This window comes from Xanthomonas sp. LMG 12460 (genome assembly GCF_009192895.1).
GTDB classification, from domain to species: Bacteria; Pseudomonadota; Gammaproteobacteria; order Xanthomonadales; family Xanthomonadaceae; genus Xanthomonas_A; species Xanthomonas_A sontii.
In genome coordinates this window covers 1-24,886 of the sequence record NZ_NKUH01000031.1, presented here as the reverse complement: position 1 = coordinate 24,886, position 24,886 = coordinate 1, and the positions used below count along the sequence as shown (strand labels likewise).

The window sequence follows — 24,886 nt, the reverse complement described above, 5'->3', positions numbered from 1 at the left end:
GCGGGGAGTCGGGATTAGGGATTCGTTGAAGGCTGCGCGGGATTGGGGATTGGGGATTCGGGATTCGGGATTCGTTAAAGGCAACAGCAAAAGCGCATGCACGGCGCATCCGGGATCGGTAGGCCTTCGAATCGGCCATCTGACAGCCAGGCAAACGGTCGACTGCGCAGGGGGCCGGTCTTGACGAATCCCCAATCCCGACTCCCAAATCCCCGCCCCAATGCGTTAAAATGCCGCGCTTCCCCACACTCGGGTCCGCCGATGCTGCGCATCCAGGCTGAAGCTCTCACCTACGACGACGTCTCGCTCGTCCCCGCCCATTCGACCGTCCTGCCCAAGGACGTCAGCCTGGAAACCCGGCTGACCCGCGACCTGCGCCTGAAACTGCCGATCCTCTCGGCCGCGATGGACACGGTCACCGAGCACCGCCTGGCGGTGGCCATGGCCCAGCTCGGCGGCATCGGCATCATCCACAAGAACCTGACCCCGGCGCAGCAGGCGGCCGAAGTGGCCAAGGTCAAGAAGTTCGAGGCCGGCGTCATCACCGAGCCGTTCACGGTCGGTCCGGAGACCACCATCGGCGAGGTGCTCAAACTCACCCGCGCCCGCAACATCTCCGGCGTGCCGGTGGTCGACGGCAGCGAACTGGTCGGCATCGTCACCAGCCGCGACATGCGCTTCGAGAAGAAGCTCGACGATCCGGTCCGCCACATCATGACCAAGAAGGATCGCCTGGTCACCGTGCGCGAAGGCGCCAGCGACGAGGAAGTGCTGCAGCTGCTGCACCGCCATCGCATCGAGAAGATCCTGGTGGTCAACGACGGCTTCGAGCTGCGCGGCCTGATCACGGTCAAGGACATCCAGAAGAAAACCGACAACCCCAACGCCGCCAAGGACGCCGCCACGCGGCTGCTGGTCGGCGCCGCGGTGGGCGTCGGCGGCGATACCGAGCAGCGCATCGAACTGCTGGCCGCGGCCGGCGTGGACGTGGTCATCGTCGACACCGCGCACGGCCATTCGCAGGGCGTCATCGACCGTGTGGCCTGGGTCAAGAAGACCTACCCGCAGCTGCAGGTGATCGGCGGCAACATCGTCACCGGCGACGCCGCGCTGGCGCTGATGGACGCCGGCGCCGACGCGGTCAAGGTCGGCGTGGGCCCCGGCTCGATCTGCACCACGCGTGTGGTCGCCGGCGTCGGCGTGCCGCAGATCACCGCGATCGACATGGTCGCCGAGGCGCTGCAGGACCGCATCCCGCTGATCGCCGACGGGGGCATCCGCTACTCCGGCGACATCGGCAAGGCACTGGTCGCCGGCGCTTCCACGGTGATGGTCGGCGGCCTGTTCGCCGGCACCGAGGAAGCCCCGGGCGAGGTCGAACTGTTCCAGGGCCGCAGCTACAAGAGCTACCGCGGCATGGGCAGCCTGGGCGCGATGGAGAAGGGCAGCAAGGATCGGTACTTCCAGGATGCCTCCGACGCCGACAAGCTGGTGCCGGAAGGCATCGAAGGCCGCGTGCCGTACCGCGGTCCGCTCAGCGGCATCATCCACCAGCTGATCGGCGGCCTGCGCGCGACCATGGGTTACGTGGGCTGCGCCACCATCGAGGACATGCGCACCAAGCCCAAGTTCGTCACCATCACCGGTGCCGGCCAGCGCGAAAGCCACGTCCACGACGTGCAGATCACCAAGGAACCGCCGAACTACAGGATGGGCTGACGCCCATCCGGGAATGGGGAATCGGGAGTCGGGAATCGATGAACCAGCGTCTGCACCGCTTTGCCCATTCCCGATTCCCCGTTCCCGATTCCCGGCCCCAATGACCAACATCCACAGCGACAAGATCCTCATCCTCGATTTCGGTGCGCAGTACACGCAGTTGATCGCGCGGCGCATTCGCGAACTGGGCGTGTATTGCGAGATCTGGGCGTGGGACCACGATCCGGCCGAGATCGCCGGCTTCGGGGCGAAAGGCATCATCCTCTCCGGCGGCCCGGAATCGACCACGCTGCCGGGCGCGCCGGCCGCGCCGCAGGCAGTGTTCGACAGCGGCCTGCCGATCTTCGGCATCTGCTACGGCATGCAGACCCTGGCCGCGCAGCTCGGCGGCGCCACCGAAGCGGCGGACCAGCGCGAGTTCGGCCATGCCGAGGTCGAGGTGGTCGCTGCCGATGCGCTGTTCTCCGGGTTGACCGATCACGCAGGCGCGTCGCGTTTGAACGTGTGGATGAGCCACGGCGACCACGTCTCGCAGGTGCCGCCGGGCTTCACCATCACCGCCGTCACCGACCGCATCCCGGTCGCGGCCATGGCCAACGAGGCCAAGCGCTGGTACGGCGTGCAGTTCCATCCGGAAGTCACCCACACCCTGCAGGGCCAGACCCTGCTGCGCCGCTTCGTGGTCGACGTGTGCGGCTGCGCCACGCTGTGGACCGCGGCCAACATCATCGACGACCAGATCGCCCGCGTGCGCGCCCAGGTCGGCGACGACGAAGTGATCCTCGGCCTGTCCGGCGGCGTCGATTCGTCGGTGGTCGCCGCGCTGCTGCACAAGGCGATCGGCGACAAGCTGACCTGCGTGTTCGTCGACACCGGCCTGCTGCGCTGGCAGGAAGGCGACCAGGTGATGGCGATGTTCGCCGAGCACATGGGCGTCAAGGTGATCCGGGTCAACGCCGCCGACCGCTACTTCCAGGCGCTGGCCGGCGTCAGCGATCCGGAAGCCAAGCGCAAGATCATCGGCAACCTGTTCGTGGAGATCTTCGACGAAGAGTCGAACAAGCTCCGCAACGCCAAGTGGCTGGCGCAGGGCACCATCTACCCGGACGTGATCGAGTCGGCCGGCAGCAAGACCGGCAAGGCCCACGTCATCAAGAGCCACCACAACGTCGGCGGCCTGCCCGAGCACATGAAGCTGGGCCTGGTCGAACCGCTGCGCGAACTGTTCAAGGACGAAGTGCGGCGCCTTGGCGTCGAACTCGGCCTGCCGCGCAGCATGGTCTACCGACACCCGTTCCCCGGGCCCGGCCTGGGCGTGCGCATCCTCGGCGAAGTGAAGCGCGAGTACGCCGAATTGCTGGCCAAGGCCGACGCGATCTTCATCGACGAACTGCGCAAGGCCGACCTGTACGACAAGACCAGCCAGGCCTTCGCCGTGTTCCTGCCGGTCAAATCGGTCGGCGTGGTCGGCGACGCCCGCGCCTACGAATGGGTGATCGCGCTGCGCGCGGTGGAGACCATCGACTTCATGACCGCGCACTGGGCGCACCTGCCGTACGACTTCCTCGGCACCGTGAGCAATCGCATCATCAACGAACTGCGCGGGGTCTCGCGGGTGGTCTACGACATTTCAGGGAAGCCGCCGGCGACGATCGAGTGGGAGTGAGGTGACCTCCTTCGTGGGCGGCGCTGGCTGATCGGCGCGCCCTGAAGCAGGCTTGGCATTTCGGTCGTGTTCCGGCTCGCCTTCCAGCATCGCGTCCAGCAGGTCGCTGTCCGTCAACTCGGGATGCCGTAGCTTCGGCGAGTGATACGGCGTGCCTTTCTCCCGAAGAACCTCTCGTGCCGTCAGCCCGGATGCGGCGATCGGCTCCACAAGTCGCTTCCGGCTTGGAGGCGTCTTGAGGTATTCGACGACCTGTGGGAGTGCTCCCGCGTGACGGATCAGGGCGAGGTGTTGCGCGAGGTGCCGCATTCCGGGTTGTGGCAGATCACGGCCTTCATGGCGCGGTCTTTGCCGCCTGGCTGGCTTCGACCGCGCCTGCGGCCGCCGCCAGTGCAGCGGCGGCCTGCGTATCCTTGCGCTCGCTGTAGCGGTCGACCATGTAGTCGCTGCGGCCGCGCACCAGATAGGTGAACTTCACCAGTTCCTCCATGACGTCCACCACGCGGTCGTAGTACGCCGATGGTTTCATGCGGCCATTGGCGTCGAACTCCTGCCAGGCCTTGGGCACCGACGACTGATTCGGGATGGTCACCATCCGCATCCAGCGACCAAGCAGGCGCAGCGCGTTGACCACGTTGAAGGATTGCGATCCACCGCAGACCTGCATCACCGCGAGCGTGCGTCCCTGCGTCGGGCGGACGCTGCCTTCCTGCAGGGGCAGCCAGTCGATCTGGTTCTTGAAGACCGACGACACCGCGCCATGACGTTCGGGGCTCACCCAGACCTGGCCTTCCGACCACAGGGAAGCGGCGCGCAGTTCCTGCACCTTCGGATGGTCCGGGCCGACGGCATCGACCATGGGCAGGTCGTGCGGATCGAAAACGCGGGTCTCGGCGCCGAAGTAGTCGAGCAGCCGTTGCGCTTCCAGTGCCAGCTTTCGGCTGTAGGACTCCGGACGCAGCGATCCATACAGGATCAGGATGCGCGGCTTGTGCTCGGCATCGCCGGCGGCCAGGCGCGCGCGATCCGCTGCGGGCGCAAGCGTTGCATCCAGATTGGGAAGGTCCATGATCGATTGCCTGGTTTCATTAATTCCATTATTCTAAAATAATGGAACATTTGACCGCAACCAAGGCCTTGTCGGCACTGGGCCACGAGACCCGTCTGGCCATCTTCCGGCTGCTCATCCAGGCCGGACCGGCGGGCAAGCTGGCGGGCGAGATCGCCAGCGCGCTGACCCTGCCGGGGCCGACCCTGTCCTTCCACCTGAAGGAGCTGGCTGCTGTCGGAATGATCCGCGCCGAGCAACGGGGCAGGACGGTCTGCTATCGCGCCGAGTTCGACACGATGACGCGCCTGCTCGATTACCTGACCGAGAACTGCTGCGGCGGCGACGTGCGTTGCGAAGCAGGACGGACTTGCTGAAACTTGGCCACTCGATGCGAGATGGCTGCGACATGAGCGTGGACACGGCTCATGTCGCGCCGACGGCGCATCGCCAGGCTGCCGCCAACCGCCGTGTCGTTCTTCTGCACATACCGAGGTGAGGTCATGGACGTCGTGATCAGCCTGTCGCAGTTCGATCCGCAGACGGAAGAACTGCTGCAGTCCTCGGGGTTGCCGACCTCCGACCTGATCGCCGGTCACGCGTCGCGACAGTTCCTTGCCGCGCGTCGGGATGGGTTGGTCGGTACGGTGGCTGTCGAATTCCATGGCGAACACGGCGTGCTGCGGTCGTTGTGCGTCGTGGAGGGGCATCGCGGTGATGGACTCGGGCGTCGGCTGGTTCGGGAGGCGGAGCGCCTGGCTGTGCAGCGTGAGGTGCTTGCCTTGTATCTGCTGACCACGACGGCGCAGGATGTGTTCACCGCCATGGGCTACGTACAGTGCGACCGGCGGCAGGTGCCGCCGCTGGTCGGGGCGTCGAGCCAGTTCGAACGCCTCTGTCCGTCCAGCGCTGTCTGCATGTCGAAGCGCCTGTGATCCAGGCCTTGCCTCTCATCAACAAAGGAAGCCGGTGACCGTGACAGCGACCGTCGTTTCGGCCAGTCCCGTGCATGCCCAGCGCATCGCGGACATCTACAACCACTACATCGCCAACACGTGCGTCACGTTCGAACTGGATCCCGTGACGTCGGCCGACATGGCCAGGCGCATTGAAGACGTCCAGCGCGTCGGCCTTCCGTGGCTGGTGGCGCTGGTGGGCGACGAAGTCGTTGGATACGCTTACGCCACCCAGTGGAGAGCGAGGAAGGCGTACCAGCGTTCGGTGGAATCCACGATCTACCTGGATGATGGGCATCGTGGGCGAGGGCTGGGCGCTGTCCTGTATGGCGCGCTGCTGGAAACACTGCGACGGCTGGAGTTGCACGTGGTCATCGGCGGTGTCGCTCAGCCGAACGATGCAAGTGTCCGGCTGCACGAGGCGCTGGGGTTCAAGAAGGTCGCGCACTTCGAGCAGGTCGGTTACAAGCTCGGCCGTTGGGTGGATGTCGCTTACTGGCAGTTGCTTCTTCCAGCCGCGCCCCACGAAAACGGGGTCTGACTAGCGACGCTGGTAGACGACGCCCTGAACCAAGACCTGATCTTGCTCCGGCGCCTCGTCGAAACGTCGATGCGCTTCGGCAATGGCGCGTTGATTCTCGTTCGCCCAATGGACCAGCGCCATGACCGGCTTCAATAGCGTGCGTCCAAGGTCGGTCAGTGCGTAATCGACGCGCGGAGGAATTGTCGGATACAGCGTGGGCGTGACCAATCCGTCGCGTTCCAGTCCGCGCAGGGTCAGCGTCAGCATGCGCTGGGAAATGCCGTCGATGCCACGCTTCAATGCGTTGAAGCGCTGCGGACCGTTCGCCAGCATGGCGACGATGTAGAGACTCCACTTGTCACCGATGCGATCCAGGATCTGACGCGTCGCCAGGCAGCCGCCCGCATCAGGTGCAGGGACGTCGACAGGTGGGTCGATGTGACCAGGTGACATCCGGTCACGCGTGTGCCGGCACGGCGCTGCGCTTGAATCGCGCATCGCCAGGACACGCCTCCCAGCGCAACTCGCCGGTGTAGCGCGACGCCATGTGGCCCTGCTCGTCCAGCGCGAAGAGATGCAGCCAGCGATTGTCGAACAGCGCGCGAACCTGCGGATGGCGTTCGAGGATGTCGGTGATCGCGGCTGTCGGTGCTTCGATCAGCACCGACAGCCGCAGTGGTTCGTGGATCAGCCGTTCGCCGTCATGGACCGATTGCCAGGGGAGTCCGCCGCGCAGCAGGCCGCCGTTGCCCTCGACCACGCCGATGCCGCCGGTGACGTTGTGCAGCAGCTTGTTGCCGGCGCCGAAGACCTCGGGCGCGACCGTCGATCCGTAGTACTGCAGGCTGATCCAGCTGGCGACCACGACCGGTGCGGTCAGGATCAATTCCAGCACGCCGAAACCTTCGTCGCGCCGCCAGTCGTAGTCGTGCAGGAAGGCGCGTCCTGCCAGGTCGCGTCCGGCCGTGCGCGCGCGCGGCGCGGCGATGAAGGCCTGGCAGCCGGCCAGGGCCCATTCCGGGCGCAGCTCGGCCCAGTCGCGGGCGCGAGGCGCGATGTCCTGGCTGCGCTGCGCGCGTGGCAGGCGCAGCGCGCGCTCGCCGCGCGCCAGCGCGCCGGCGGCGTGCAACCAACGCGCCGCTTGGTCGAGGTCGGCGGCATGCTCGGGCGAAGGATGGTCGGCGCCGTACAGCGTGACCGCATCGGTCGTGGTGTCGTGCAGGGCGCCGACGAACAGCGTGTCGGCGGGAATGGCGATGCCGCGCTCGGCAAGCCCGGCGCGCACCTCGGGGTCGTTGAGCAGTGCGGCGAGCAGCCGCGCGTTCACTTCGCCCGAGTAGCCGCCGCAGGCGCCGCAGTGCAGGGCGCTGGCGTGCGGATTGTTGACCACGTTTGCCCCGTGGCCGGCGATCACGACAAGTCGGGCGAACCCAGTGGTGAGCGACATCGCGGTGAGGATGCGCGTGGCCATGGTCAGCCGCGTGTCGAGGTCGAGCGCCTCGGCCGGGCGCGGCGCGGGATCGTTCGGCGCCGAGCGGCGCGTCAGTCCCAAGCCATCGCGCAGCAGCTTGGCGACGTAGATCGGGCCGGTGGCCTCGACGAAGGCGAACGAGGAAATGGCGGCCAGCTTGAAGCGCCCCCAGGCACGCTTCGCGCGGGCCGTGATCCGCGCGGCGAGGTCCGCCTCGGACATCAATGACGTCGCCGCTCCCGCGCAGGTGTGCACCGCTGGCGTCAGCAGCACCGGAAGGCGTGCCTCGACCACGTCCGAGGCGAACCGGCGATGGCCGATGCCCAGCCCGAAGAAGCCGGCGAATCCGAGGGTCTGGATGCCGGCATCGAGGCTTTCCAGCGCGCGGCGGAACACTTCCGAGCGCACGTCGATGCAGAAGGCCATCTGCAGCTTCATCCGGTCGGGTGTCGCCGTGAGCGGGGCGGGTGCCGCAAGCAGGGCGTCGAGCCGCCGCTGCGCCGCGCGTTCGGCTGCTTCCTGCAGGAGGCTGTCGACGACATCGTCCGGTGTCGCCGCCACCGGCGCGCTGTAGGCGTCGATGGCGCTTCGCCACTGCGGCGCGATCGCCGCGCCGAACTTGCCCAGCAGCGCGGCTTCCCAGCTGATGCGGATGGCGAGCAGGTCGGTGACGCAGGCATCGGTTCCGCCGCTCAACTCCGCTTGCCAGAGCCGATACCGCGCAACCTGGCTCCAGCCGCCCAGCGTGGTCAGCAGACGGTGGAAATAGTCCTCCAGCGCGTCTGGCGCGAGGCCGAGGCGGGCGACGCCCTCGACGATCGCCTCTTCGGCAGTCGCTGGCGCGTCCGCCACCTGCTGCGCGAATCGGGTGAGCCCGGCGATTTCCGGCGTCAGATCGTGCATCGCGACCAGCCGCCACGCGTTGTAGGCGCCGCCGGACTGCCCGGCGACCCACAGCGCTTGGCCCTGATCGAAGTAGCTGGCGGCCCAGTGTCCGATGCGCTCTTCGACGATGCCCGGCCAGTCGACCTGCGACGCATCGCGTGCCAGATCGGCGACGGTCGGGATCGCCTGCGGAGCAGGGCGCATGGCATCGACGTCGAGTTTGAGCGCGGCCACCGTCGGCGGACGCAGCGCCGCCGGCGCGTTGTGCCAGGCCGCCTGCAGATCCTCTTCGGCGATCTCGCCGGACTGCAGTCGCTGCGCATACCAGGCGCGCGGCATGGTCACGGCGATGCCGGCGGCGCGCCGCAGCCGCGCCGCCGCGATCGGCAGCGGTTCGCCGGTCTGGCCGAGGAAGGGGTTGACCGCCACGCTCGAGGCGAGCGGCCAAAGCGGGGGAATGGCCCGCGCCGCACGCGCGGCGGCGGCGATGATCAGCTCGTGAGACAAGGACGGTGCGTCGGTGGTGGTCATCAGCATGGGGGTGTCCTGGCGGTGAAGGGTCACGAGGTCTTGCGGACGGACCAGCCGCCGAGCAGGCGATCGAGCGTGGCGTTGGCGTACAGGCCATTGGCGAGATGCACGCGCAGTCCGGCAGCGGCCGGGTGCGTCGCCCACAGCGGGAACAGCGCCTGCGCCACCGCCACCAGGCCGAAGCTCAGCACCGCCAGCGCCATCAGCGTCCACTCCAGCCGGCCCGGCGCCGGCGTTGCCGGCAGCACGCCGGCGGTCAGCCATTCGGCTGCACTCTGCAGCGCGAAATAGCCGACTGCGGCGGCACTGGCGTAGAGCGCGGTCCTGCGGGTGAGCGGGCGCGGCGCGGCATCGGCCAGGCCCTGGGCCAGCAGATAGGCCACACCGAAGATCAGGATGGCGCCCAGGGCCAGGGCCTGCGGCGACTTGTGCTCGAAGCCGAAGGCGAACCCGAAGGCGGCGCCGATCCCGACATAGATCGCCAGCGCGATCAGGAAGGCGCGGCACACCGCCGCCCCATTGGGCACGGCGACCGGCCCGGGCCGGCGAATGGACGCCACCTGCTCGACGGCGCCGCCGGAGGCCAGGAAGGCATGGGCCTTGTAGAGCGAGTGCGCGACGATGTGCAGCAGTGCCAGCGGGAACAGCGCCAGCCCGCACTGCAGGATCATGAAACCCATCTGCGCGACCGTGGACCAGGCCAGCGAGGTCTTGACCGCGGGTTGGGTCAGCATCACCAGCGCGCCGAACAGCGCGGTGAACCCGCCCAGCATGGCCAGCACGGCGAGCACGCCGGGGGCCGCCAGCATCAGGTCGGCGAAGCGGATCAGCAGGAAGCCGCCGCCGTTGACCACGCCGGCATGCAGCAGCGCCGACACCGGCGTGGGCGCCTCCATCATCTCGGTGAGCCAGCCGTGGGTCGGGAACTGCGCCGACTTCAGCACCGCGGCCAGCGCAAGCAGGGCGGCGGCCGCGGTCAGCGACCAGCCGTGCTGGCCGCTGCGGGCCAGCGTGTTGATCGTGGCGATGTCGGTGGTGCCCAGGCTGTTCCAGGCCAGCACTGCCGCACTCACCAGGGCGATGGCGCCGATGCTGGAGAACAGGCGCTTCTTGCGCGCGGCGCGTTGCGCGGCCACACGCTGGGGATAGAACAGCAGCAAACGATTGAGCGCGATGCTGGTGGCGATCCAGGCCACCACGACCTGGACCAGGTTGCCGGCCTGCACGAGTAGCAGCACCGCGGCGAGCGCGACGCACAGCCAGCCGGTGAAATAGCCCTGCCGCGCTTCGCCATCCAGATAGGTGCGGGTATAGCGCACCACGATCCAGCCGACGAAGGCGACCAGCAGCAGCATCGTGATGCTCACCGCATCGAGCCGGACCGACAGGCCGATGCCGCTCCATCCGATCAATGCGCTGCCGCCGGCGCCGCGGGCGATCAGCAGCGCCAGCGAGGCGATGGCGACGAGCAGTGCGCCGAGCGCGGCACGTTCGGCGAAGGCGGGGAGGAAGCGGGGGCGTCGGCCGCTGCGGACAAAGCCGAACACGGCCGCGACCAGCAACAGGAGTGGGGCAGAGAGCGGCAGCAGATAGAGCGACAAGGCAATCCCCTTGGATCGAGCGCAGTGGCGGGCGGCGCCACGATAGCGATCGGCGGGGTCGAACAAAAATTCATTGTTTTCACGATATCGTTCGTTATTATCGAACAATGGCCGCTTTGAACTACAACCACCTGCGTTACTTCTGGGCCGTGGCCCACGACGGCAACCTGACCCGCACCGCCGAGCGGCTCAACCTCACCCAGTCCGCCTTGTCGGTGCAGATCCGCAAGCTGGAGGAGCGTCTGGGCCATGCACTGTTCGAGCGGCGCGGGCGGCAATTGCACCTGACCGAGGCGGGGCAGATCGCGCTGGACCACGCCGATGCGATCTTCGCCACCGGCGACGAACTGCTGGGCACGCTGCGGCAGACCGGCGCCGCGCGGCAGGCGCTGCGAGTTGGCTCGCTGGCCACGCTGTCGCGCAACTTCCAGCTGGAGTTCCTGCGGCCGCTGCTCGGCCGAACCGACATCGACCTGATCCTGCGCTCGGGCAGTGCCGGCGAACTGCTGCGGGCGCTGGAGGCGCTCAATCTCGACGTGGTCCTGCTCAACCAGGCGCCGGCCACCGACGCGCTGACCCCGTTCGTGACCCATCGGCTCGCCGAGCGCCCGGTCAGTTTGGTGGGCACGCCGGACCGGTTGGGTCATGCCGCCAGCATCGCCGATCGGCTTCGCCAGCATCCCATCATCCTGCCGACGGTGGACAACAGCGTGCGCGCGGGATTCGACGCCCTGGCCGATCGTCTGGGCGTGCGCCCGCAGATCGTCGCGGAAGTGGAGGACATGGCGATGATGCGCCTGCTGGCGCGCGAGGACATCGGCCTGGCCGTGCTCCCGCCGATCGTGGTCAAGGACGAGATCGCCGCCGGCGTGCTGGTGGAGGGCGATCAATTGCCGGACATCGTGGAGACCTTCCACGCCGTCACCATGTCGCGGCGCTTCCCGAATCCGCTGGTGCGGCTGCTGCTGCTGCCGACGGCAACAGCAGAAAGCCTGTAGTTCCTTTTTCCCCGTGATTACCCGATCTTCAGGCAGGTTCTAGGCTACGTGATGCAACGCTTGGGCCGTCTACCTGCGTCGGAAGAGAGACTGGCAATATGAAGTCATGTGAATAAGTAACGGCATCTGGCTGTCGGTCGAAGGGTGAACGACGGCCAAGTACACGGACAGAGACGTATGGTGTCGATCCAGGTGGGTGGCGAGGACAAGACTGCAGAGATCGTCAATTGGTTGATCTGGAGCGATAAGCGCGCAGGTCTGCAGCTGATATGTTCCTACTTAAATAAGGGCCCCGTTTTACACGCGCTCAAAGATTGCGTCATCGTTCCCACTCGCGAACTGAATGATGTGCTGCTGACCAGATCAGGCAGCACGAACGTTACGCCTGTCGCGAAGGCGACGATATATGGCGAGCGGTATGCCGTGGTGCATTACCCTGGCGCTGCCGACAAGCCCTACGTTTTCAAAATGGAGGGAATCGACTTCATTGCGCCGATGGTGAAGAACGGCGCGCCGGTTCTGCAATATTTCATCAGGGTGGCTAAGGCGCGGCAGGCGCATGCAACGTCGCAAACAGATAGCAAGATCGCGGCCAATGTCGTAGACCAGCTGGGCAGGCTGCCTGTCAGTGTCGAAACGGCCTTGCATGCCTACTGCACGGGACACAACGGCACGCTGCTCCCCGGGCCGGGCCTGATCTATCCGTTCGGTCTGAACGAGAGCCAGTTGGCGGCGGTCGAGCATGCGTTCCGTGCTCAGGTCAGCGTGATCGAGGGTCCGCCCGGGACGGGCAAGACCCAGACGATTCTCAACATCCTTGCCAACATCCTGCTGCGTGGGCAGACAGTGGCGGTGTTGTCCAACAACAATGCAGCAGTAGAAAACGTCTACGAGAAGTTGGAGAAGTGCGGACTGGGCTATCTGGTCGCTAAACTCGGCAATCAGGAAAACCGCGACGATTTTTTCGCCGATCTGCCGCCATGGCCATCTGACGCACCCGAGCCGGCGCCGACGCTGGAGGAGATCCAGGGTCTGTTGGGTCGCTTGACGCAGCAGTTGCGCGATCGCAATCGGTTGGCGCAATTGCAGGCCGAACTCGACGAGTTGACCATCGAGCGGCGCTATCTCCAGCAATGGCAGGCGGAAAACGGCGTGCATGCTGCCGTCTCGCTGGAAAAGTACGGGTTGACGCCGCACAAGACCGCAGACTTGATGGCCTACTTGGCCCATCTCGGCCAAGAGCGTGTCCGCCTGCGGGATCGCATCGAGTTGTTGTTCAACTTCGGGATCCTTCGTGTCAAGCCTTTCGCCAACGCAGATGAGCGACTGTCCGTGTTTCATGCGCTGCAGATGCACTACTACGACAAGGCGCTGCAGGAAAAGGCGGCGGAGTTGCAGGCTTGCCGCAAATCGCTGGCGCAAGGAAACTTTACTGCCTTGTTGGATGCAATGACTTCTGCGTCCATGCGCCATCTGAAGCAGCACCTACAAAGTCTGCCCCTGCCATCGGACAGCTTCGATGGCAAAACCTACCGGCAAAGGTTCGATGTCTTCTTGAAGCGCTTCCCGATCCTGGGAAGCGGTACGCACTCCATCATCAATTCGATCGCACCGGAGACGATCCTTGATTACGTGATCATCGACGAGGCCTCGCTCCAGGACATCGTACCGGGCATCTTGCCACTGGGCTGTGCGAGGAACCTTATTGTTGTCGGCGACAACCGCCAGTTGGCGCACATTCCAGTTAAGCTGGGTCTGTCAGCGCCCGCCGAGGCCTACGATTGCGAGCGCTACAGCCTGCTCGATTCGTGTATCGCCGTGTTCAAGCAGGCGCTACCAAGGACACTGCTCAAAGAGCACTATCGCTGCCATCCCAGGATCATCCAGTTCTGCAACCAGCAGTTTTACGATAACGCATTGGTGCCGATGACCGAAGATCAAAGCGAAGCGCCTTTGCGCCTGATTGTGACCGCCAAGGGCAACCACACCCGTCAGAACACCAATCTCCGCGAATTGGATTCCCTGCTCAAGGTGCTCGATGATGAGGATGACGCGGTTGGCATTGATGGCGATGGGCGTGGATTCATCGCGCCGTTCCGGGCGCAGGTGAATCTCTCTGATTCGCGCCTGCCGGCGGAGTTCGTGAAAGACACGGTGCATAAGTTCCAGGGTCGAGAGTGCGATGAGATCGTCTTCTCCACGGTGCTGGACAAGAAGCGCTACAACCAGGATCCGAAGCGCCTGAGCTTCGTTGACGACCCACGCATGATCAATGTGGCGGTATCGCGAGCCAAGCAGCGCTTCACCCTTGTGACTGGCGATGACGTATTTGCCGACAATGGCCACATCGCTGCCTTGGTGCGCTATATCAGCTATTACACCGAGGGTGCGCAAGTCGTGCGGGCGCCTGTGATCTCTGCATTTGATCTGCTGTACCGCGAGTACGACCAGTCCCTGGCCCGCTTGAATGCTCGCTTGCGCCCCGAAGATTCACAGTACAAGTCCGAGCAGATCGTGGCACAGCTACTGCGCGAGGTTCTGTCCACATCCGAGTGCCATGCCTTGATGTTCCACGATCAAGTCAAGCTGGATCAAGTCGCAGCCTCGAGCAACCCGGAGTTGACGGAACGCGAGCGGGCCTTCATGGCGCGTGCCAGTTGCTATTTTGTTGTTTATTTCCGGGTTGGAAAGATCCCAGTGGGGGTAATTGAAGTCGATGGCGGCCTTCACGACCGGCCCGAGCAGATGGAGCGGGATCGCTTGAAGAACGGAATCTTGTCCAAAAGCGGCATTGCCATCCTGCGCTTGCGCACTGTGGAAAGCGGCATCAAGGAGAAGATCACCGATTTTCTTGTAGAGTGGATGAGTGCTGTGGCCGAGAGCTGAATAGCCTGACAAGGCGCGCGAGGACATCGGCCTGGCCGTGCTCCCGCCGATCGTGGTCAAGGACGAAATCGCCGCGGGCGTTCTGGTGGAAGGCGATCAATTGCCGGACATCGTGGAGACCTTCCACGCCGTCACCATGTCGCGGCGCTTCCCGAATCCGCTGGTGCGGCTGCTGCTGCAGCCCGCGGCTGCGGCGGGTGGCGCGTAGCGCCTCGCCGAAACGTCTCGCCAATTGCGACGAACCCGAGGTGTGCCAGCGATGAGCGACCGGTGCGCGTTCGTCGCGCAGGCAAGCGACGATATGTGGCATGCCATCCCACGCGTTCATCCCGTGACGCGAACACGGCGATATGCGCTTGTCTCGATCGTGCGATGTCCTTCAACCACAGCGGTTCGAAGGGGCGGTTGACGACGCGATGGGGGCTGCGGCCCTTGCGAACAAGCGTCATTGCCCCCTCACGCAGCTTGGCGAGCGTGGAGCGCACGACTCCCGTGCATGCAGCGCTCACACGGCTTGAGGTCTAACGAGGCATTCACCCATAGACTTAGATGCACGTCGCACGCGCTTCACGCGTGACCTATGCCACCATCGTTTTCGCATCTCTTCGGAAAGCGTTTCCATTTTTGCGGATATCCATTCGCTCCGAAATCCATCGCGCTGGTGTTATTCGATAACATCCGGCGCCGCCATCCAGCAGGTGCGCGTGTACCGAGAACTTGCACAGGCCCAACGTGATGCATGCCTGGATGCGGAGCAGAGAAAAGCGCTGCTCATGATCGCGTCCGGCGCGCCGATGGAGGAATGCCTGGATGCACTGACCGACGCCGTGGCGCGGCTTGCTCCGGGCGCGCGCGCGTGCGTACTCCTGGCGAGCGAGGACCGCCGCACGATGGGCGGCGGCTACTCGTCGCACTTCCCGCCGACATTCGCCGCGGCCATCCGCGGCTTGCCGATCGGGGAAGCGCTCATCGGTACCTGCGGGACCGCCATCCATGAGGGGCATCCGGTCGAGTGCGAGGACGTGGAGCACGCGCCGCAATGGGCCGCGCCCTGGCGCTCGCTTTGCCTGGAAAACGGCATCCTGGCGTGCTATTCGCACCCGGCCATCGGGCAGGGCGGCAAGGCGGTCGGATCGTTCTTTCTGTGTCTTGCGGAAGCGCGGCAGGCTACTGCGTGGGAGCGCAAGGTCGCCGAGTTCGGCGCGCTGGTGACCAGCATCGTGGTGGAGCGGGAACGGGCCGCCGCGCATCTGCGCAAGGAAATGGCGGCGCTCGCCCGCCTGCAGGAACTGAGTGCCGAGCTGGTGGGGCCGGGAGAGTTCGAGCCGCTGCTGCAGAAGATCCTCGCGGCGGCCGCCGACATCTCGGGAACCGACAAGGGCAACATCCAGATCTTCGATCCGGTCAGGAAAACCCTGCGGATCGTCGTGCATCAGGGACTGGGCCCGCGGTTGGTCGAGCATTTCCGCGAGGATGGGTGGGATGCCAGTTGCGGGGAAGCGGCGAAGCAGGTGCAGCGTCTGGTCGTCGCCGACGTGGAGAAGCTGGAAGGCCTGCAGGGGACATTGGGGCTGGAGATCGTGCTGGAGGATCAGATCCGCTCCATCCAGTGCATGCCCTTGCTCAGCCGCGATGGCCGGCTGTTGGGCATGCTCAACAATCATTACCGCTGGCCGGGCGGCCCCGACCCGGACGCGCTGCGCTACATCGACCTGCTCGCACGCCAGGCCGCCGAACTGGTGGAGCGGCATCAGATCGAAGCGGAGCTGGCGCAGGAGCGGCGGCGCAAGGACGAGTTCCTGGCCATGCTCGCGCACGAGCTGCGCAACCCGTTGGCGCCGTTGCGCAACATGCTGGAAGTGCTCAAGCGCTCGCATGGCAACGAGGCGTTGTCGCGGAAGGCGCACGAGGTCATGGAACGGCAGGTACGGCAGCTGGTGCGCTTGGTGGACGACCTGCTCGACGTCAATCGCATCAAGCAGGGAAAACTGGAATTGCGGCGCGAGTCGCTGCTGCTGGCCGAGGTGATCCAGCAGGCCGTCGAGGTCTGCCGTCCTGCATTGGACCAGCAGCGGCATCGCTTGCGCGTGGTGTTGCCGGAGACGCCGCTGCGCTTGCAAGGAGACCCGGTCCGTCTCACCCAGGTGTTCGGGAATCTGCTCACCAACGCGTGCAAGTACACGCCACCCGGGGGAGACATCGAGGTGCGGGTCGAGGCGGGCGCGGGCAGCGTCGAGGTCGTGGTCGCGGACAACGGATCCGGCATTCCGCCGGACAAGGTCGATGCCATCTTCGAACTGTTCACCCAGGTGGACCGGACCCTGGAGCGTGCGCAAGGTGGACTCGGCATCGGCCTGATGCTGGTTCGGCGGCTGGTCGAGATGCACGGCGGCACCGTCGAGGCGCGCAGCGAGGGGGCCGGCAAGGGCAGCGCGTTCGTCGTGCGGCTTCCCTGCGACGCCGCGCCGGTTGCCGTGTCGGCCACGGGGGATGTCCGGCCGGCACAAACGATGCGCCGGATCCTGGTGGTCGACGACAATGCGGATATCGCGCTGGCGCTGGCCGCCCTGCTGGAACTGGACGGACACGCTGTGCGCACCGCTGGCGGCGGAGAGGAAGCGCTGGCGATCGGTGCGCGCATGCGCCCCGAGGTGATCCTGATGGACATCGGCATGCCCGGCATGGACGGGCACGAGGCGTGCCGCCGCATTCGCGATTGCCACTGGGGCAAGGACATCACCATCGTCGCGCTGACCGGCTGGGGGCAGGACAGCGATCGCCGCGATTCGGCGCATGCAGGGTTCGACGCGCACCTGGTCAAACCGGTGGGGTTTGCCGAGTTGCACGGACTGTTTGCCGGGCTCGACTGACTTGGTCAGGTCCAGCGTACGCGCACGTCGCGTCTGGTGCGTTGTGGCCATGGGCGGACGGGCAGCCGAGACAAACGGCTACACCTGCCATGATCGCGCCTGCGCGATTCGCCCGGCGTAGACCGATACCGCAGTGGAATCCGAGCGCGCGTCATCCTGTGCGCGTTGATGCTGGCGGCGCGAAGGTTTCCGGCCATACCAGCGAGCGGTGAACCTGCGCGCCGGCCATGGCGCCGCTGCCCACGGCCAATGACAGCGAATGCGGCGCTTTCGCCAGGTCGCCGCAGGCGAAGACGCCGGCGACCGAGGTCCCATGCTCGGCATCGATGCGGACCTGGGTGCCCATTGGCGTCTCCTCCAGCACGCAGCCCATGGCCTCGGCCAGGGGACAGGACGGGGTGGTGCGTGTCGCCGTGAACAGGCCGGCGAAGACCAGGCGCCGACCGTCGGCCAGGACCACGTCGGCATGCCCCTCGATCCTGTCGATGGGCGCCTCCTCGATCGCCACGCCGCGGCCGCTCAGAAGAGCCCTGGCCGCGTCGTCGAGCTGCAGTGCGCCGTTGACGAGTAAGGTCACATTGCCCCACTCGGTGAGCAGTTCGGCTTGGTGCACGGACAGCGGGCCGGCACCGACGATGCCGATGCGTCCCTGGTCCAGTTCGTAGCCGTGGCAGTACGGGCAGTGGAAGACGGCCGTGCCCCAGCGTTCGGCGAGGCCGTCGACGGCCGGAAGCTGGTCGGCCACGCCGGTGGCGAGCAGGATCCGGCGACCCTGGTGGGTGCCGCCATCGGAGGTGGTCACCCGGAAGACGTCCAAGGATCCAGTGGCGGTCAGGGCGTGTGCGTCCAGCCACGTCAGCGTCGGATAGGCGCTGAGCTGCTGGCGCGCGGTCGCCGCGATGGTGCCAGGCGGCACGCCGTCCTGGCCGAGGAAGCCATGTGCATGGTGGGCCGTGCGATTGCGGCGCTGGCCCGCATCGATCACTAGCACGGAACGCCGCGCTCGCAGCAGTTGCAGGGCGGCGGCCATGCCCGCATAGCTGCCGCCGATGACGATGATGTCGTGGTGCATGCCTAACTCCTCGTCCGTCGTGCCGCCGCATGCCGGCGCGCGAAGTCGGCGGCCAGGTCGGCAAGGGTGATGTCCGAAAGCCGCTTCAACAGCAACGCCTCTGCCTCTGCGAACGTTCCCTCGAGTGCGGCATTCACCGCTTGCTCAACCAGGCACTCCGGGGATTCGTGGCGATTGCCGATGGCGAACAGCGCCGGTTCGCCCAGCGCTTCATGCAACTGGCGCAGGGTGACCGTGGCCAGGTCGGCATGGATGCGCCATCCACCCGCGTGCCCGCGATCCGAGGTCACGATGCCGGCTTCGCGCAAGTACCCCATGGTCCGCCGGACCACGACGGGATTGGTGCCCAGGCATTGGGCCAGGGCGTCGGAGGTCATGGGACCATCGTGCTCGGCCATGTGCAGCAGGGCATGCAGGACAGAGGACAGGCGGCTGTCGCGTTTCATGTAACTAATGATGTTTCGAAAGTTGCGGCAGGTCAAGCGTGGTTGCGTCCCGGCGCTGTCGATCGCGTTCAACGGGGTGTGCCGCGAACATGTGCGCGTCTGGCGCCCGCAACGCACGGCGAGTGCGATCGAAACAGCGGCGAGCTCCGGCACGACGCTTGTTCATCGTGGACAGGCAACGACCTGATCTCTCGCCATGGCGGCGATGCTGTTTGTCGACCGCTTCCCGGCCCGGACCACGTACCTTGATCCCGCCTGAGATGCAGGCGGAATTCCCCGGGTGGGAAAGGATCGATGCAATGGAAACGAAGGCGAAGGGCTTGGCAATCATGGTCGCAGCGGGGCTGGCGCTGTCATTTCAGGCGCAGGCGCAGTCGTGCTGCCCCTCCGGCGGGCATGGGGTCGTGGGCAAGGGGCTGGGCGAAAGCGTGCCCAAGGCGCTGAATCTCGCCACGGATTCGGCCTGGCGCGTCTATGAGTTTTCGCGCGATGGCGTGAACTACCTGCAGATCAACGACGCCAGTGGCGTGGTCCGCGCCGCGGTCGGCCGCATCGGCAAGACCTTGTGGGTGCTGCCGATGGGCAGCGACGTGGGGCGGGTCTCGCTGACGGCATCGCCTGCGATGCCGTCGCGCGTGATCTACCGGACGGCCGATGTGGTGGTGCGCCTGCGCTCGGATGCACGCGGTGACGCGTGGGAGGTCACGGCGGTGGAGTGAGACTGCCGGAGGCCGGGCTTTCGGACACCAGAAAGCTGAAGCTCAACGCATGGCGGCGCCGGCAGGTGCCGCCATGCGCCTGCAGGCGGACCGCCAGTTCCCGCTCGGGCGCTTCCGGACGGCGCCGCAACGCGCTCAGCATCGCCGCATCGGCGGTGATGCGGATGGCGATGCCCTGTCGTCCTTGCGCACGCCATACCCGTGCCTGCAGCAGATGCGTGTGGGCCACGGGCAGGGTCTCGATGGCGTCGAGGATGCAGCGATAGGCCACCAGTTGCAGACCCAGCGAGAGGCGCCGCGGATCGCCATGCAGGCGGCAGCGGAACTCCGTGGCGCACAGGTTGGCGAAGGTCGGCGAGTGCAGCGTGTGGTACAGGCCGTGCGTCTCGATGCCGAGCGGGTAGAGCGCGGTGACGTATTCGTCCAGCAACTGCGCCTGGATCACGCCGGTGCGGGTCATCTGCATGGCGGCGGCGTAATGGCCGCGTGCGCGCAGATCCTCCACCACATCGCGGCGCAGCTTGTTGATCTGGGTGCTGAGGTCGGTGTAGTCGACCACCCGTCGGCGCAGCGTGCGTTCGGCGGAGAGGTAGCCGGCCTGTGCGAAGGCCAGCGCCTGTTCGCGCAGGCGTCCGTCGTCGCGCATGTGCCGATAGGCGGCGGAAATCCGTGATCCGAACGCGAACATCACCGTGGCGGTGGCGGCGAGCAGGATCTGCACCACGAACGCATCGGCATCGTGCATGCCAGGTGCGACGACCTTGGGCATGGACAGGGCCACTGCAACGTTCGCCAGGACCACGCCGAGCGCCGCACCGCGCCAACCATGGCGTAGCGTCAGCACGATCGCCGGGACCACCAGCAGGACCATCAGCAACTGTCGCAGCAGCGCGTCGCCGACCACGGCGATCGACGCCGACAGCACGACGACCACGGCGATCGACGCCAGCCCCTCGCGCAACAGCGAGGCCCGCAGTCGCGTGGGTTCGTCCCGGCGCAGCCACAGCAACGTCGGCAGCACGAACATCAAGGTGCCCAGGTAGTCGCCAAGCCAGTAGCGCAGCAGCACATCGAGCGGCGCCGGCCCGGCGGGGCCGCCCAGCGCGGTGTTGATCGCGATGTTGCAGAGCGTGCTCCACAGCGCGGTCGCCAGCGTCAGCGGCAGCAGCCAGTGATCGTTGCGTGCCAGGTCAGGCACCCGCTGACGCGCCAGGACCGGCAGCAGCGACACGGCGGGCATCAGCAGGAACGGACTCAGGTATGCCCAGGTGGCACTCGCGCCCCAGGTCTCGCTCATGGGAATGCGCAATGTCAGCAGCGCGGCGGCATCGCCGGCCAGCAACCACGGCCAGCGCCGTGCGGGCAGGAACAGCAGGCTGGCGACGCGCACGCCGGCCGGCAGATACCACTGGTCCACGGAACACCGCCAGGCCAGCAGGAAGGCGGCGCAGTAAGTGGCGCTCAGTAGAACGCCTTTGGCGATATCTCTTGCCGCGGCCATTCCCGCCATCCGTGGTGTGTCGCGGCTACTGTATAAGCCGGATCGGCGGCGAGGGTAGACAGTTGGTGGTGTCGACGACAGTGTGAGGCGCGTCGCAAGTGAGCGACGGATGCAGGCGAATGCCGGGCGTTCTTTCGCTCCGGATTCGCGAGCCGGCAAGGGGGCACTTGTGCAGTAGTGCCGCTGTTCCGTCTGCGTGCTCCTGCGCGTCGCTCGTGCAGGCGGCAGCATGTCTTCCACCGCTTCGGTGTCGAGCCACGCGAGCATGGCTAGGTGCGATGATGCATGGCCACGTGCTCCTCGAAAGTGACTGCGACAGCAGGGCAAGGATGTGCGCCAGCAAACCTGAAACGTCCTGCCACAACGGATGCGGCATGATCACTGCAGGTGCGTCGCGGAGGCATTCCGAGGGCGTCCGATACTGCTGCGTGACCGAATCGGATCGATGCCGGCGACGTGCGGCCGAGCCTGTGCGACAGCGCTCGATCATCGCGTCGGGAGTGGCGGCGGAGGCGCGTCGTCGGGCGGACTACCGACGGGGCCGATGACAGGCGTAGCATCGCGCCATGGCGTCCATGCATCGACCTCCCGTTTCCGCATTGCGCGGTCTGGTGACAGCGGTGTGGGCGCACGAGCCCGCACCGGTGTCTGCGGTCCTGCGGCTGCCTGCGCGCGAGCACGTGCTGCCGACCGGTGCCACGCATCTCGCCGTGCGGATCGGCGGTGCACCGTTGCGGGTGTTCGACCACGCGGACGACCTGTGCGGCCATTGCCTCGGCCACGCGGTGGTGGGTGGGGTACGCACGGCGTATCACGTGCGCGATGTCACGCAGCCTGCGGTCTCGGTCGGTGCGATGTTGCGTCCAGGCGCCACCAGCGTGTTGCTCGGTGTGCCCGAATCCGCATTGGCCGGGCATCACACGCCGCTGGAACTGCTGCTGCCTGCCGGCGAGGTCGATGCGCTGCTGGAGCGGTTGCATGCATGCGCCGAGGCGCCGGCGCGCCTGGCTGCCTTCGAACGGTGGCTGGTCGACCGCGCCGGCGGCCGCCCGCCCGTGCGGCATCCGGCGCTGTGCGTGCTGCGTTCCGGTGGCTGGCATCCGGACTTGCGCGTGGAGACCCTGGTGCGCGTCAGCGGACTCAGCCATCGGCATTGCATCGCCCTGTTCCGGCAGGCGACCGGTCTGGCACCGAACGCCTGGCTGCGGCTGCAACGCTTCTCGCACGCGCTGGACCTGGCGTGCGACCGCTCGCTGGGCTGGGCCGACATTGCCGCCGCCAGCGGCTTCGCCGACCAGGCGCACCTGACCAACACCTTCCGCAGCGTGGCCGGTGTCACTCCGTCCGCCTGGCGGCGGGCGGCCGATCCCGCCGCCCCCCGGCATGTGCCGCGCTGATCGCGGCGCAGGTCAATTTCCTGCAAGACGCGGCGCACCCAGGGTTCCACAATGGGCGCCTGGCCCACACGAGGACATGCCATGGCGATCCACGAACTGTATGCCTATCTGTGCGTGCGCGACGCCGCCGCCGCGATGGCGTTCTACGCGCGCGCGTTCGGTGCGCGCGAACTGTTCCGCCTTACCGAGCCCGATGGACGGATCGGCCATGCCGAGGTGGATCTGGATGGCCACACGCTGATGCTGTCGGAAGAGTATCCGGACATGGGCGTTCGCAGCCCCGAACACCTTGGCGCCACGCCGGTCACGCTGCACCTGCACGTGGACGATGCCGACGCGCTGGTCGCCCGCGCGCTCGCCGCCGGCGGCACGCTCGAGCGCGGCATGCAGGACCACTTCTACGGCGAACGCTCCGGCACCGTGCGCGATCCCTTCGGCCACCGCTGGCTGATCGGCCATGCGATCGAGTCGGTGACGCCGGAGGAGATGCAGCGGCGCTATACGGGGCTGTTCGCGAAGGCAGAGACAACCTGAAAAGCCGGCCATTGCCCGCGCCGTTGCGCGCCTGTTCGCATTGGCGGGAACGCGGGTTGCCGTCGTCGCTGCCGATGCGCTGAATCACTGCCTCGGGCCGTCGCAATGCCCGCATGCGTCGCGTTTCGCTTGCGCGGCGATGCGGTCGTCGCATGTACTCAGGCACGACACCGACGACGCTAGGCTCGCGCCATCTCGACAGTTCTCAGACAAGAGGAGCCATCCCGATGACCGAGACGAACCAGCAGGTCCTGCAGGCCGCGAACGCCGCCATCGCTGCAGGCGATTACGAAGGCTTTCTCGCCCATTGCACCGAAGATACGAACTGGCACTTCATCGGCGAGCGCACATTGCGGGGCAAGCAGGCGGTCAGGGAGTGGATGGCCGAGGCCTACCGGCAGCCGCCGCAGTTCGACGTTCGTAAGTACATCACCGGCGACGGCCACGTCGTGGCCCTCGGCCAGATCACGCTCGAGACTGGCGACGCCGGGACGTCGTTGTTCTCCTACTGCGATGTCTGGCGGTTTCGCGATGGGCGGATGGCGGAACTGGAGGCGTACGTGGTGCCGCTGGCTGCAGCCCAGGACAGGTAGCGACGCGCATGTGTTCGGGCGTCCGTTCGCAGCGCGGCCATCCTGTCCGCGTCTGCGCACGGCGTCGGTGGCGGGATCGCTCAGTGCAGCAAGGTGTCCGCCAGTAGCTTCAGATTGAGCACCACGATCAGCGCGGCGATCGTCCAGGCCAGCCAGGCCAGCCCGCGGCGCACCACCAGTGGTCCCATCCGCTGCTTGTCGGTGACGAAGCGCACCAGCGGGATCACCGCAAACGGCAACTGCATCGACAGCACCACCTGGCTCAGCACCAGCAGCTTGGCGGTGCCCTGTTCGCCGTACAGCGAGGTCGCCGCGACCACCGGCACGATCGCCAGTCCGCGGGTCAGCAGGCGCCGCGCCCACGGCGGCAGCCGCAGGTGCAAAAAGCCTTCCATCACGATCTGCCCGGCCAGGGTGGCGGTGACGGTGGAATTGATGCCGGAGGCCAGCAGCGCCACCGCGAACAGGGTCGAGGCCAGGCCGACGCCGAGCATCGGCGCGAGCAATTCGTGGGCCTGTTCGATCTCCTGCACGTCGGTGCGGCCGTGCGCGTGGAACACCGCGGCGGCCAGGATCAGGATCGCGGCGTTGACGAACAGCGCCAGGCTCAGCGCGATGGTGCTGTCGGCCAGCGCCCAGCGCAGCGCCGAGCGGCGGCCCTGGTCGGTGCGCTCGTAGGCGCGGGTCTGCACGATCGAGGAATGCAGGTACAGGTTGTGCGGCATCACCGTCGCGCCGATGATGCCGATCGCCAGGTACAGCGCGGCCGGATCGGTCACCACCTGCGCACGCGGGATGAAGCCTGACAGCACCTCGCGCAGCGGCGGCGCGGCCAGCACGATCTGCACCAGGAAGCAGGCGAAGATCACCGTCAGCAGGGCGATCACGAACGCTTCCAGGGCGCGGAAGCCGCGGCGCATCAGGAACAGCACCAGCAGCGCGTCGATCGAGGTGATGATCGCGCCGGCGGTGAGCGGGATGCCGAACAACAGCTTCAGCGCGATCGCGGTGCCGATCACCTCGGCCAGGTCGCAGGCGACGATCGCCGCCTCGCAGGCCAGCCACAGCAGGAAGTTCACCGGCTTGGAATAGTGCGCGCGACAGGCCTGCGCGAGATCCAGCCCGGTGGCGATGCCCAGACGCGCGGCCAGGCCCTGCAGCACGATCGCCATCAGGTTGGACAGCAGGATCACCGACAGCAGCAGGTAGCCGAAGTGCGAACCGCCGGCGATGTCGGTCGCCCAGTTGCCCGGATCCATGTAGCCGACCGAGACCATGTAACCGGGGCCGAGGAAGGCCAGGAAGCGGCGCCAGCCCAGGCCGCTGCGCGGCACGGCCACGCTGGCATGCATCGCGCCCAGGCTGGGACGCGCCTCTCCGCGGCTGGCGTGCGCGGCAGCGGAACTCGGCAGGGGCAGGGGGGCGGCCATGGCAATGACACGTGGGGCGGGGTGCGAACGAGTATATAGC

The 24,886-nt window shown here is 66.6% G+C and carries 20 protein-coding genes and 2 pseudogenes; 13 read left to right on the top strand and 9 right to left on the bottom strand.

The window, feature by feature from the left end:
- Nucleotides 1–261 precede the first annotated feature (261 nt).
- Together guaB and guaA are read left to right on the top strand one after the other, a co-directional pair.
- Nucleotides 262–1,719 (top strand): IMP dehydrogenase, encoded by a 1,458-nt coding sequence (gene guaB / locus CEK66_RS07490; protein WP_017917282.1) that lies wholly within the window; start codon nt 262–264, stop codon nt 1,717–1,719.
- 100 nt (nt 1,720–1,819) lie between these two features.
- Nucleotides 1,820–3,385 carry a glutamine-hydrolyzing GMP synthase gene (gene guaA / locus CEK66_RS07485; RefSeq protein ID WP_148828990.1) on the top strand — a complete coding sequence of 522 codons (1,566 nt, stop codon included), beginning with the start codon at nt 1,820–1,822 and terminating at the stop codon, nt 3,383–3,385.
- An 84-nt stretch (nt 3,386–3,469) separates the two neighbouring features.
- Here guaA and CEK66_RS20585 read toward each other — a convergent pair.
- Both CEK66_RS20585 and arsH read right to left on the bottom strand, forming a co-directional pair.
- Nucleotides 3,470–3,723 (bottom strand): annotated as a pseudogene (locus CEK66_RS20585) (ArsC/Spx/MgsR family protein); the annotation flags it as partial.
- Complete coding sequence (gene arsH, locus CEK66_RS07480; protein WP_017914550.1) at nt 3,720–4,454, bottom strand: arsenical resistance protein ArsH; 735 nt, start codon at nt 4,452–4,454, stop codon at nt 3,720–3,722. The gene arsH and the pseudogene CEK66_RS20585, both read right to left, overlap by 4 nt.
- 41 nt (nt 4,455–4,495) lie before the next feature.
- Here arsH and CEK66_RS07475 point away from each other — a divergent pair, with 41 nt between their 5' ends.
- From CEK66_RS07475 to CEK66_RS07465, 3 genes are all read left to right on the top strand, one after another.
- Nucleotides 4,496–4,810 (top strand): metalloregulator ArsR/SmtB family transcription factor, encoded by a 315-nt coding sequence (locus tag CEK66_RS07475; protein WP_043092091.1) that lies wholly within the window; start codon nt 4,496–4,498, stop codon nt 4,808–4,810.
- Nucleotides 4,811–4,936: 126 nt separating this feature from the next.
- Nucleotides 4,937–5,368, top strand: coding sequence for an arsenic resistance N-acetyltransferase ArsN2 (gene arsN2 / locus CEK66_RS07470; protein ID WP_043095102.1), 432 nt, complete (start codon nt 4,937–4,939; stop codon nt 5,366–5,368).
- Nucleotides 5,369–5,408: 40 nt separating this feature from the next.
- The gene (locus CEK66_RS07465; protein ID WP_043095100.1) at nt 5,409–5,930 is read left to right on the top strand and encodes an arsinothricin resistance N-acetyltransferase ArsN1 family B; all 522 of its coding nucleotides are present in this window, start codon (nt 5,409–5,411) and stop codon (nt 5,928–5,930) included.
- Here the strand turns inward: CEK66_RS07465 and CEK66_RS07460 are convergent, their stop codons facing one another.
- Genes CEK66_RS07460 through CEK66_RS07450 form a run of 3 tightly spaced genes read right to left on the bottom strand, consistent with a single transcriptional unit; the run spans nt 5,931 to nt 10,400 of the window.
- Nucleotides 5,931–6,365 (bottom strand): helix-turn-helix domain-containing protein, encoded by a 435-nt coding sequence (locus tag CEK66_RS07460; protein WP_082028720.1) that lies wholly within the window; start codon nt 6,363–6,365, stop codon nt 5,931–5,933. It abuts the gene before it with no gap.
- Nucleotides 6,366–6,369: 4 nt separating this feature from the next.
- Nucleotides 6,370–8,805 carry a DUF2309 domain-containing protein gene (locus CEK66_RS07455; RefSeq protein WP_152236439.1) on the bottom strand — a complete coding sequence of 812 codons (2,436 nt, stop codon included), beginning with the start codon at nt 8,803–8,805 and terminating at the stop codon, nt 6,370–6,372.
- Between the two features lie 23 nt (nt 8,806–8,828).
- Nucleotides 8,829–10,400 (bottom strand): proton-conducting transporter membrane subunit, encoded by a 1,572-nt coding sequence (locus CEK66_RS07450; RefSeq protein WP_152236436.1) that lies wholly within the window; start codon nt 10,398–10,400, stop codon nt 8,829–8,831.
- A 107-nt stretch (nt 10,401–10,507) separates the two neighbouring features.
- Between CEK66_RS07450 and CEK66_RS07445 the strand changes: the two genes are divergently transcribed.
- The 4 genes and pseudogenes from CEK66_RS07445 (at nt 10,508) to CEK66_RS07430 (ending at nt 17,154) form a co-directional block, all read left to right on the top strand.
- Nucleotides 10,508–11,398: a LysR family transcriptional regulator gene (locus tag CEK66_RS07445; protein WP_043092087.1), complete on the top strand. Its 891-nt coding sequence runs from the start codon at nt 10,508–10,510 to the stop codon at nt 11,396–11,398.
- 177 nt (nt 11,399–11,575) lie between these two features.
- Entirely contained in the window at nt 11,576–14,284 is a 2,709-nt protein-coding gene (locus CEK66_RS07440; RefSeq protein ID WP_152236435.1) for an AAA domain-containing protein, read from the top strand.
- A 13-nt stretch (nt 14,285–14,297) separates the two neighbouring features.
- Nucleotides 14,298–14,492, top strand: a pseudogene (locus CEK66_RS07435) (LysR family transcriptional regulator); the annotation flags it as partial.
- A gap of 496 nt (nt 14,493–14,988) precedes the next feature.
- A complete protein-coding gene (locus CEK66_RS07430) occupies nt 14,989–17,154 on the top strand; it encodes an ATP-binding protein (RefSeq protein ID WP_152236434.1) in 2,166 nt (721 codons plus the stop codon).
- A gap of 151 nt (nt 17,155–17,305) precedes the next feature.
- Here the strand turns inward: CEK66_RS07430 and CEK66_RS07425 are convergent, their stop codons facing one another.
- Both CEK66_RS07425 and CEK66_RS07420 read right to left on the bottom strand, forming a co-directional pair.
- Nucleotides 17,306–18,226, bottom strand: a complete 921-nt coding sequence (locus CEK66_RS07425) for an NAD(P)/FAD-dependent oxidoreductase (RefSeq protein ID WP_017913847.1) — start codon at nt 18,224–18,226, stop codon at nt 17,306–17,308.
- A gap of 2 nt (nt 18,227–18,228) precedes the next feature.
- The gene (locus tag CEK66_RS07420) at nt 18,229–18,672 is read right to left on the bottom strand and encodes an Rrf2 family transcriptional regulator (RefSeq protein WP_043092084.1); all 444 of its coding nucleotides are present in this window, start codon (nt 18,670–18,672) and stop codon (nt 18,229–18,231) included.
- Between the two features lie 299 nt (nt 18,673–18,971).
- On the opposite strand from CEK66_RS07420, the gene CEK66_RS07415 reads away from it, so the two are divergent.
- Entirely contained in the window at nt 18,972–19,391 is a 420-nt protein-coding gene (locus CEK66_RS07415) for a hypothetical protein (protein ID WP_152236433.1), read from the top strand.
- Here CEK66_RS07415 and CEK66_RS07410 read toward each other — a convergent pair.
- Complete coding sequence (locus CEK66_RS07410) at nt 19,375–20,892, bottom strand: MASE1 domain-containing protein (protein ID WP_193312599.1); 1,518 nt, start codon at nt 20,890–20,892, stop codon at nt 19,375–19,377. The genes CEK66_RS07415 and CEK66_RS07410 overlap by 17 nt on opposite strands.
- A gap of 566 nt (nt 20,893–21,458) precedes the next feature.
- Here CEK66_RS07410 and CEK66_RS07405 point away from each other — a divergent pair.
- From CEK66_RS07405 to CEK66_RS07395, 3 genes are all read left to right on the top strand, one after another.
- Nucleotides 21,459–22,289, top strand: a complete 831-nt coding sequence (locus CEK66_RS07405; RefSeq protein ID WP_343193309.1) for an AraC family transcriptional regulator — start codon at nt 21,459–21,461, stop codon at nt 22,287–22,289.
- An 81-nt stretch (nt 22,290–22,370) separates the two neighbouring features.
- Nucleotides 22,371–22,823, top strand: coding sequence for a VOC family protein (locus CEK66_RS07400; protein ID WP_043092081.1), 453 nt, complete (start codon nt 22,371–22,373; stop codon nt 22,821–22,823).
- Nucleotides 22,824–23,050: 227 nt separating this feature from the next.
- A complete protein-coding gene (locus tag CEK66_RS07395) occupies nt 23,051–23,416 on the top strand; it encodes a nuclear transport factor 2 family protein (protein ID WP_152236432.1) in 366 nt (121 codons plus the stop codon).
- Nucleotides 23,417–23,496: 80 nt separating this feature from the next.
- Here CEK66_RS07395 and CEK66_RS07390 read toward each other — a convergent pair whose 3' ends face one another.
- The gene (locus tag CEK66_RS07390; RefSeq protein ID WP_152236431.1) at nt 23,497–24,846 is read right to left on the bottom strand and encodes an Nramp family divalent metal transporter; all 1,350 of its coding nucleotides are present in this window, start codon (nt 24,844–24,846) and stop codon (nt 23,497–23,499) included.
- Nucleotides 24,847–24,886 lie beyond the last annotated feature (40 nt).